This window comes from Leptothrix toolikensis (SeqCode) (genome assembly GCF_057922285.1).
Map to the genome: position 1 here is coordinate 1 of NZ_JBYSVC010000093.1, position 8,747 is coordinate 8,747.

The following is an 8,747-nucleotide window of genomic DNA, read 5'->3' on the forward strand; positions in this document are numbered from 1 at the left end:
CCGAACAGCCCCAAAAGCCCCACCAGCAACAGGACGATCATCCCGATGATCCCGCTCACCCCTACCGTCTTCCCGCGTGCCATCTGCGCATCCCCTTCACCGCTGCGATGCGGCAGGCGGATCATATAGCAGTATATTTACCGCGCTAGGCATAAAACAGCTTCGTCGTTAGTTAGCTAAATATTAGATAATTCAAATTGCTGAAAAGATAACCACACGCTCGAATTATATTTTCATTATATCAATATTGGTTTGGTTGAATCTACCCGCTCTTTATTAGAAAAATAACTATTCAATAATCTTCGGGCATTTGTAGAGTTTTAAATGATTGGGTTCTGCGCGATGGAGATCAGTCAAGGTATTTCCATCGGATGAGATCTGGAAGTGCAGTGGCTCCAGCCATGTATAACCCTCGCCTGAAATTTCCGCTGTGATGACTATTTCATCTTTGCGGACCACGACGGCCATGACCGGACCTCGACTTTCCCAAAGATCGACACGATTCGATTTAATCGCGAGAGTTGTCTCACCCCAATCAGAACATGATTGCGCCGATGGACTCCACATGCCTTGGAATTTTTTTGGCACATGGGCTCCCAAACTCACAGCTGGGGCTTCTGGCGCTGTCGATTTTGGTTCTGTGGCTTCTTGGGTTTGCGAAGCTGAACTGGCCTTTTTGTGAGGTGGTTCTGACTGCGTTTCGGCGAGTTTGCGAAGTTCATCCAAGTTTCTCTGGAGTCGTTCCTTTTGCTCCTTTTCCTGTGCGGTCAGCGTGGCTTGAAACTTGTCAGAGGCGGCGGTCTGAGTGACCCCAGGGTCACAGCCGGAGAGCGTGAACGATGCTAGGGCGATGACTGCGTAGCGATTGCGGCGGGTGTTGGGGGTTGGCATGGGTGTCCTCCTTGGTAGTGAGCGTAGGGGGCACTCACCGAGAAGGCAAGCGGGGATGGATGCACCTATCATCGCTGCGACCTGTTTTCGTCGCACGTCCCACTCACCACCGTCCTTACCTTCGCAGAACATGGCTCAGCTTCAAGTCTTCAACTTCTCGTGCATCCGCAGTGCTGTTCTTACGCTGGGTTCGATCAATGTGCTGATCGGACCGCAGGCCAGCGGCAAGAGTGTGCTGGCCAAGCTGCTCTATTTTTGCTTGAGCTTGAGTCAAGAACAGTATGAGTACCTCGAAAAAGGTAAGAACTTTGACCAGTTTTTAGACCATATGAGGTCAAAATTCTGCGAATGGTTTCCTGTTTCGGCGTGGGGGCATCAGAACTTCAAGATTGAATTTCAGATGTCAACATATCGAGTGACATTGATGCGTGAAAGGCACGATCAAGCCCCCGAAAAATGCCTTGATTTGCAAGTTTCTGACCTTGTTAAAAATACTTATAACAAGGCGACTGACATGCGCAGTATGTTAGCCGTTGATTTGGGCTTTTTTGGTGCAATCCAATTGACGCACCGCATCAAGGCTTGGGGCTATGAAGAGTACTTCAAATCCATGGGTGAAGAATTCATTGCTTATCAAATGTATGTGCCTGCCGGGCGCGCCTTCTTTACAAACTTTGCCCAGACGGTGGTGACGTTTGATCAGAAAATAGCCACAGATCCGCTGACCATTGATTTTGGTAGGCAATATGTACAGATGCAGCAATTACTTAACATGGTGGGTTCTTCTGATTTATTAGTGCATGAGCAGATCGGCCGTTTGTTGGGGGGGAGGATTCTCTGGGACGGAGATCAGCCTACGGTGATTTATCCCGATGGCCGACAGGTACCTTTTTCATCCCTGTCCTCGGGTCAGCAGGAGTTGTTGCCTTTGGTCTTGACGATGGCGGGCCTGCGCAGTGGCCTGTTGCTGCACTCAGGTCAAGAGTCCCACTTGCTCTACATCGAAGAGCCCGAAGCTCATCTTTTCCCGGTGGCGCAGAGTGACTTGGTTCAGCAATTGGTGGCGGATGCCCATGAGGTGCCGGCTCGGCGTTTGTTGTTGACCACACACAGCCCCTACGTGTTGGCCAAGCTCAACAACCTCATCAAGGCGGGGCGGATCGATGGGGTTCTCAAGCCAGAAAAGCGGGGCGATTTCGATGATTTGGTACCCCCATCTTTCCGCATCGCTACCGGAAAAATGCGGGCGTATGCCTTGGTCGATGGGCAGCTTGTAGACATCCTTGATGATGAAAGTGGACTGATTGCTGCTGATTATCTTGACGATATTTCAGGCATGATTGCTGACGAGTTTTCTTCTCTGCTCGACTTGGAGTTTGGCGTATGAATCATGTTGAATGCAGTCGAGCCATCACAGATTCGAAAATAAAAATGAGCGACCCGCGAAGTACATCCGCTGTTTTTGATAATCCAGGTCGTATGATGTATCGTTTGACACGATTCGACGGGTGCGTTGTTAATAATCAACGAGCCTGCGATTATATTCTTGAAAAAGACGATTCGTTGATCGCCGTCGAACTCAAAGGTGGCAATGTCGATCATGCTGTCGAACAGATCAAAGCCACCCTTGATTATTTGAAAGAGACGCACCAGCTGCCACCGCGCCGCGCGGGACTTGTGATTTGTACACGCTATCCATCGATGGATACCAAAATCCAACGTCTGACGGAGCAGATAAGAAAATCGCATGCAGCGCCGCTGCATATCAAAACATCCGGCAAGCCTTTGAATTTTGACGATTTCTTTGGGTCACGCTCGGTCTGACGCAGCCTCGCCAGACGCTGCGCTTACCTACCCTAGCAAGCCGTCCAGCAGTTTGATCAGCTGGTCCCGCAGATCGTGCAGCTGGGTTTGTACGGGTTGGCGCTCGGTGTCGGAGGCACCGTGGGTTTTCATTTCGACCAAGAGGCGGCCGCTTTCGTGGACGGCGTGGTGCAGCTGTTGGAGCTGCGGGAAGCTGGGGTGTTGGCCGTAGCGGGTGAGGCCTTGGGTGTCGAGCCAGCGGCCGAAGCGGCAGTCGTGGGGGTCGAGGGCGGGGGTGGCGCTGGCGCTGCCGGTTTGAAGGTGCGTTTCCAAGTCGGCGATCCAAGCGCGTAGTTCGACCATGGCGTACAGCAGGGGCAAGTCTTCGCGCACCACGCTCAGGCGCTCGCGCCAACGCGGCGGGGGGCACCAGCTGGCCACCCAAGCGGGCATGTCGTGGGCCGGCATGGGTCTGGCGATGCCGAAGCCTTGGCCCCACTCGCAACCCAGCGCCAAGAGCATGTCGCCCAAGTCGTCGTTCTCGACCCCTTCCGCGATGGCCCGGCGCCGAAAGGCGGTGGCCATGCCGAGCACGCCTTCGAGGATGGCCAAGTCGTCGGGATCGACCAGCATGTCGCGCACAAAGCTTTGATCGATCTTGAGCACGCTGGCGGGCAGGCGCTTCAGATAGGTCAGCGAGGAATAGCCGGTGCCAAAATCGTCCAGGGCAAATTGGATGCCTCGCGCGGCGCATGCAGTGATCACGGCCGAGACGTGGTCGATGTCTTCCAGGGCACTGGTTTCCAGGACCTCTAGCTTCAACGCCGAACTGGGGACGCTGGGATAGCGGGCCAGCAGCTCTTCTAGGCGCTCGACAAAGTTCTTCTGCTGTAGGTGATTGGCGGCGACGTTGACGCTGACCGGCAGGATCAAACCAGCGGCGCGCCACTGCATCTGCTGGCGCATCACCGTGTCGATCACCCATTCGCCCAAGGTGATGTTGATGGCGTCGTGTTCGATGTCGGGCAGAAATTGAGCTGGCAGCAGCAGGCCGCGCTGTGGGTGCTGCCAGCGGATCAGCGCTTCCACCCCCAAGACTTTGCCGCTGCGCATATGGACTTGCGGCTGGTAGAGCAGCACGAACTCGTTGCTGCTCAGCGCTTGGCGGATGCGCCCATCACTCTCGTGATGGCTGCGCACTGCGCGGTCTTGGTCGGCGTCGAAGACGTGGTAGCGATTGCGCCCGGCCTGCTTGGCTTGGTACATCGCATGGTCGGCTTCGCGCAGGAGCTGATCCGCGTCGCGCTCATCGGTGGGGGCATGAAAAGCGATGCCGATGCTGCATGAAACGTGCAGCATGATGTCGTGGAAGGGCACCGGCTGCGCGGCGGCGTCGAGCAAGCGTTGCACCCAAGGCACGCAGGACTGTGGATCGGGCAGATCGCCCAAGATGGCGACGAACTCGTCCCCACCCAAGCGCGACAGGGTGTCGCTTTCGCGCAGACAGTGCTGCATCCGTTCGGCCAAGAGGGTCAGCAGGTGGTTGCCAGCTTCATGCCCGTGGTCATCGTTGACGGTTTTGAAGTCATCCAGATCAATGAAGGCCAGCGCCAACAGTTGCTGTCGGCGACGCCCCAAAGCCATCGCTTGGCGCAACCGATCCCCCAACAGCACCCGGTTGGGCAGGCCGGTCAGCGGGTCGTAGTGCGCCAGCAACTCAAGTTGCTTCTGATGCGTCTTGCGCTCAGTGATGTCGGTGAAGGTGCCGACATAGTGGGTGACTTGACCATGGCGATCTTTGACCGCCGTGATGACGATGAACTCAGGGTAGAGGCTGCCGTCCTTGCGGCGGTTCCAGATCTCGCCCTCCCAAGCGTTCTTGTGCTGGATGCTGTGCCACATGGCCTCAAAAAAGGCGCTGTCGTGGCGGCCTGACGCAAGCACGTTGGGTCGATGGCCCAACACTTCGTCTTGGGTGTAGCCGGTGATGCGGGTGTAGGCGCTGTTGACGCGGATGATGCGCTGTGCGGCATCGGTGATGACGATACCTTCTTGGGCTTCAAAGGCGGTGGCGGCGATGCGCAGATCGGCGTCAATCTTGTCGCGTTCGGCCTCGGCCTCTTTGCGTTCGGTGATATCGCGGGCAAAGCCCACGGTACCAATCACTTGGCCGTCGAGTTTGATCGGTGATTTGTAGGTCTCGGACCAGCGGCGTTTGCCGTCGATTTCGATCCATTCCTCCACCGATCTTGGCTGGCCGGTGCGCAGGACTTCAAGATCGTCGGCACGGTATTTTTCGGCCAAATCGGCGGGCCAGATGTCCAGATCGCTCATCCCGTTCAGCGCATCCGGATCGGTGTGTCCGCAGGCTTCGGCAAAGGGCCGATTGACGGCCAAGATACGGCTTTTTTCATCCTTGAGCCAGACCAAGAATGGGAAGTTGTCGAGCAAGGCGCGCTGGTAGTGATCTCGCTGTTGCAGGGCCTTGCGGGTGTGGTTCAGCTCTAGGGTGGCTTGGCGGTGCTCGGCCAGTTCACGCATCAGCCGCAGGGTGTTGGTCGAGAGCGTGCCGTAAATCGATAGGATCAGATCGATCAGCGCGCGGGTCGTGCCGCCCATTTCCTCGCGGGCGCGCAATCGGGCGGCATCCAGCGACAACCCTTGCTGGAGCGCATGGACGGTGCAAGCCATGCTGCGATCCGCTTCGAGGATGTGCGCCGCCAGCCAGTGGGCCAGAAAGCCCAGCGTTTCCTCGGCCACTTGGTGGGACGAGGTTTGATTGAGTGCCGCTTTGAGCCGTGAGACGTCCTGTCGGAAGGCCTCGTGGGTGGCGCGATGACCGATTTCGGCCGGATCGCCCGCCAAGTAAGCCCGCCAGAGGGTTTCTTCGGTGTCGAAGTGATAGACCGCGTAGGCGGCCAGCTCATCGAAGATGGTGTTGAGCGTCTGGGTATCTGCGCCGCCCGCGACCTGACTGGCCAACTGATTGAGCAGCGCCACCAGCTTGCGGTGCTGGGCGTCGATGTTGGCAAAACCAGTATTGAAGTGGTCATCCCAAGGGAAGATGTCGATCTGGTTCACGGTCTTGATTGTCTCGCACCTCTGGCGCGCGCGTCATGCCGAGGCAAGACATCGAGCCCGTTCCGCCAAGCCCTTGGCACCGATGCGCTGGAACAGGGTGGTGGCTTGGAGGGCGTGATGGCGTTGGTCGGGACTACCCGTCGGGAGGTGGCGCGCAAGTTCGAGGTGTGCTTTGCCGGTTTCGAAGGGGATGCGGGTGCGCTCACCTTCAGCGATGGCGTATTGCCACGTTTTGATCGCCTTGGCGTGGCGGCCGTGCAGCCAGTGTTGCAAGGCTTGGCGTTGGGCGGCCATCGGGGCACCGATGGCAAAGACCTTGGCAAAGCCGCTCATGCGGTCGGTGGCCAAGGCGGCATGCCTGGCCCAGCGGAGCCAAGCGGCGCTGCCGCGTACCGGGGCTTCGAGCTCCCAAAAGCGCAGGATCAGCTCGGAGAACGTATCGAGCCCATTCAAGGTGTGGTGGGCGGTGGGGATGCGCGGCAAGGCGGCGATCTGTGGGACGCTTTCTTCGACCAAAGCGCGGGCGGCTTGCAGATGACCGGCTTCGAACAAGCTGAGCGCCAACAACCCACTGTCGGACAGATAGGACACCGCTTCGCCACACGCTTGAGCCAAGATCACCGCCCGCCGGGCGAGCTCAGCGCCTTCGTGATAGCGGCCATGGCGGATGGCAAGGATCGCCAAACCGCCCGCGCTCCAGCACTGACTGAGCTGGTCGCCCGCCTCTTCAGCCAAGCGGCGCACCAAGGTATAGCGCTGCGCCGAGCACTCAAAGTCGCCTTGCAACTCGGCGGCATTGGCCAAGATCGACATCATCACCATGCGCGATTGGCGCTCACCGAGTTGCTGAAAAGTCTGCGCGGCCTCGTTGCCGGTGCGCTCGCAAAGCTCCCAGCGTGTTTGCACGAGATAGCTCAAGGACACGGGCAAGATGGCTTCGGCATGCGCCAAGGGATGCTGCAAGCGCACGCTTTGGGCCCCCAGGCAGCGGTTGGCGTAGCGATCCGCCAGACCGTAATGGCCGGCCATGGTGCTTAGATACATCATCCCGCCCAAGGCTTCGACGTGTTCGGGGTTGTCGGCCGAGTGCTGCGGCTCCAGCAGGTTGAAGCGCCGCACGATGGCGTACATCGTGTAGGCCGGCTGCTGCATCAGGTTGTAGATGCGTCGGAGCGTGCCGAGCACTGCGGAGGTTTGCATCAGCCGCCGCACGGCTTCTGCACTGGCGTGGTGGCGACGGGATTGAAACCAGTGCTGCACCACCGCTTGCACCAGCTCTAAGCCCAGCGCCAGAACGATCCGACGCGGTCCGGGCAGCGCGTAGCCGACCAACTTGGCGGAGGTTTCCAACTCGATGCGGGCGGTTTCCAGCTCGCCCAAGTTGAAGCTCGACAGGCCCAGATTCAGAGACCAGCGCGCGGAGGTTTCGGCGTCGGTGGCGATGGGTTGTTCGGAGCCTTCACCGAAACCTTGCTGCGTCAGCACGATCAGGCGATGAAACAGCCCTTGGGCCTCGCGGTAGGCCCCGGTGCGCAGCGCGTGATCCCCGGCTTGCTCCAAAGCATGCAGGGCGCGCACGGGATCATGGGCTTGGGACCAGTGATTGGCGATGCGCGCCAGCAGCACATGGGTGGCGCGGGTGGCGCTGGCATGGCGCTCATACCACGCGCCCAGCGCAGCATGCAGGGCACGGCGCTGGCTGAAAGGCAGCAGGCTGTAGACCGCATCGCACACCAAGGCGTGGCTGAATTGGAACTGGTTGGGCTCCGCAGTGCGCTCCACCAAGCCGCTGTCGATCAGCCCGGCCAGATCCATGGCCCGATCACCCGGCTTGCCTTGCGTGACCAAGCTGTTCAGGGCGTCGAGGCTGAACACCCGGCCCACCACACTGGCGGCCTTGAGCGTGCTTTGCTGATGCGGTGTCAGCCGGTCGATGCGTGCCACCACGACACCTTGGATCGTGTCGGGAATCGTGAAATCGGCCAGAGCCTGCCGATCAAAACGGAGCACCCCAGCGGCGCTATGCATGATGCGGCGGTCCACCAAGGCGGCCACCACTTGGCGCACAAACAGCGGCAAGCCCTGGGTCTTGTCGGCCACTGCGCGCAGCACGGGCTCAGGTACCACCGTGACCCCCAGCTCGGCGGCGATGATGTTGCGCACCGCCACTTCAGCCAGCGGGGCCAAGACCACACGGGTGGCGAGTACCGCTGGCTCAAACAGGGCTGCGTGGGGATCGTCAGGGAGCAAGGGGCGGGCGCTGAGCAGCAGCAGCAGGCCCGGACAGCGGCGCAAGGCGGCGTCGAGCACGCTATACGAGGCCGAATCGAGCCAGTTCAAATCCTCCAAAATCACCACCCGGACGCTGCCGGTGTGGGTGGCTTGCAGTAGTTGCACCAGCAGCTCGGTGGTGGCTTCCATGCGACCGCGCCCACTCATCTGTGCATCAATGAGCGAGGGCGGCAGATCCAGGTCCAAGACGGTGCTCAGCAAACTGACCCGTTCGCGCGCTTGGGGGGTATCGAGCAAGGCCAGCACCCGTGGATGGCGCAGGCTGGGATGGGTCTCATCCTCTAGGCCTAGCAAGGTATCGAAGATGCTCCGCAGCGGTCGGTACGCTGAGGCTTGGTCCAAGGGGTCGCTGGTTCCCATGGCCAAGAGCCAGCCCTGAGCCCGCACGGCTTGGGCAAAAGCTTGGCAGAGATGCGATTTGCCGATACCGGCTTCGCCTTCAAGCAGCACGGCTCGGCTGCGGCTGGGATCCTCCACCACGGCTTGCAGCGTCTGCATCAGATGGGCCCATTCGGTGTCACGGCCCACCAGTACACCGGCGTGGGTCATGATCTGCGCGCTCTCGGGGCCTTGAGGCCCCAGCGACTCGAAGACGGTCACGTTGCCGATGCCTTTGAGGGCGGTATTGGGGTGGGGCATGAAGCTGATCAAGGGCAGAGCCTGCGCTGTGGCTGCATCGC

The 8,747-nt window shown here is 59.3% G+C and carries 5 protein-coding genes; 2 read left to right on the plus strand and 3 right to left on the minus strand.

All coding sequences use genetic code 11. The features are described from left to right. Positions 1-288: 288 nt before the first annotated feature. Positions 289-891, minus strand: coding sequence for a hypothetical protein (locus AC3VI7_RS11205; RefSeq protein ID WP_489669248.1), 603 nt, complete (start codon positions 889-891; stop codon positions 289-291). 130 nt (positions 892-1,021) lie between these two features. Between AC3VI7_RS11205 and AC3VI7_RS11210 the strand changes: the two genes are divergently transcribed. Both AC3VI7_RS11210 and AC3VI7_RS11215 read left to right on the plus strand, forming a co-directional pair. Next, positions 1,022-2,278 carry an AAA family ATPase gene (locus tag AC3VI7_RS11210; protein WP_489669247.1) on the plus strand — a complete coding sequence of 419 codons (1,257 nt, stop codon included), beginning with the start codon at positions 1,022-1,024 and terminating at the stop codon, positions 2,276-2,278. Beyond that, positions 2,275-2,715 carry a hypothetical protein gene (locus AC3VI7_RS11215; protein WP_489669246.1) on the plus strand — a complete coding sequence of 147 codons (441 nt, stop codon included), beginning with the start codon at positions 2,275-2,277 and terminating at the stop codon, positions 2,713-2,715. The genes AC3VI7_RS11210 and AC3VI7_RS11215 overlap by 4 nt, the downstream gene beginning before the upstream one ends. A 27-nt stretch (positions 2,716-2,742) precedes the next feature. On the opposite strand, the gene AC3VI7_RS11220 is transcribed toward AC3VI7_RS11215, so the two are convergent. Next, positions 2,743-5,775 carry a bacteriohemerythrin gene (locus AC3VI7_RS11220; protein ID WP_489671237.1) on the minus strand — a complete coding sequence of 1,011 codons (3,033 nt, stop codon included), beginning with the start codon at positions 5,773-5,775 and terminating at the stop codon, positions 2,743-2,745. A gap of 33 nt (positions 5,776-5,808) precedes the next feature. Next, positions 5,809-8,747 (minus strand): ATP-binding protein (locus AC3VI7_RS11225; protein WP_489671528.1); only part of this gene is annotated, 2,939 nt, incomplete at its 5' end.

Excerpts from the sequence above, each read along its gene's own strand:
- AC3VI7_RS11205 (WP_489669248.1), bottom strand. The coding sequence starts at position 891 with ATGCCAACCCCCAACACCCGCCGCAATCGCTACGCAGTCATCGCCCTA.
- AC3VI7_RS11210 (WP_489669247.1), top strand. The coding sequence starts at position 1,022 with ATGGCTCAGCTTCAAGTCTTCAACTTCTCGTGCATCCGCAGTGCTGTT.
- AC3VI7_RS11215 (WP_489669246.1), top strand. The coding sequence starts at position 2,275 with ATGAATCATGTTGAATGCAGTCGAGCCATCACAGATTCGAAAATAAAA.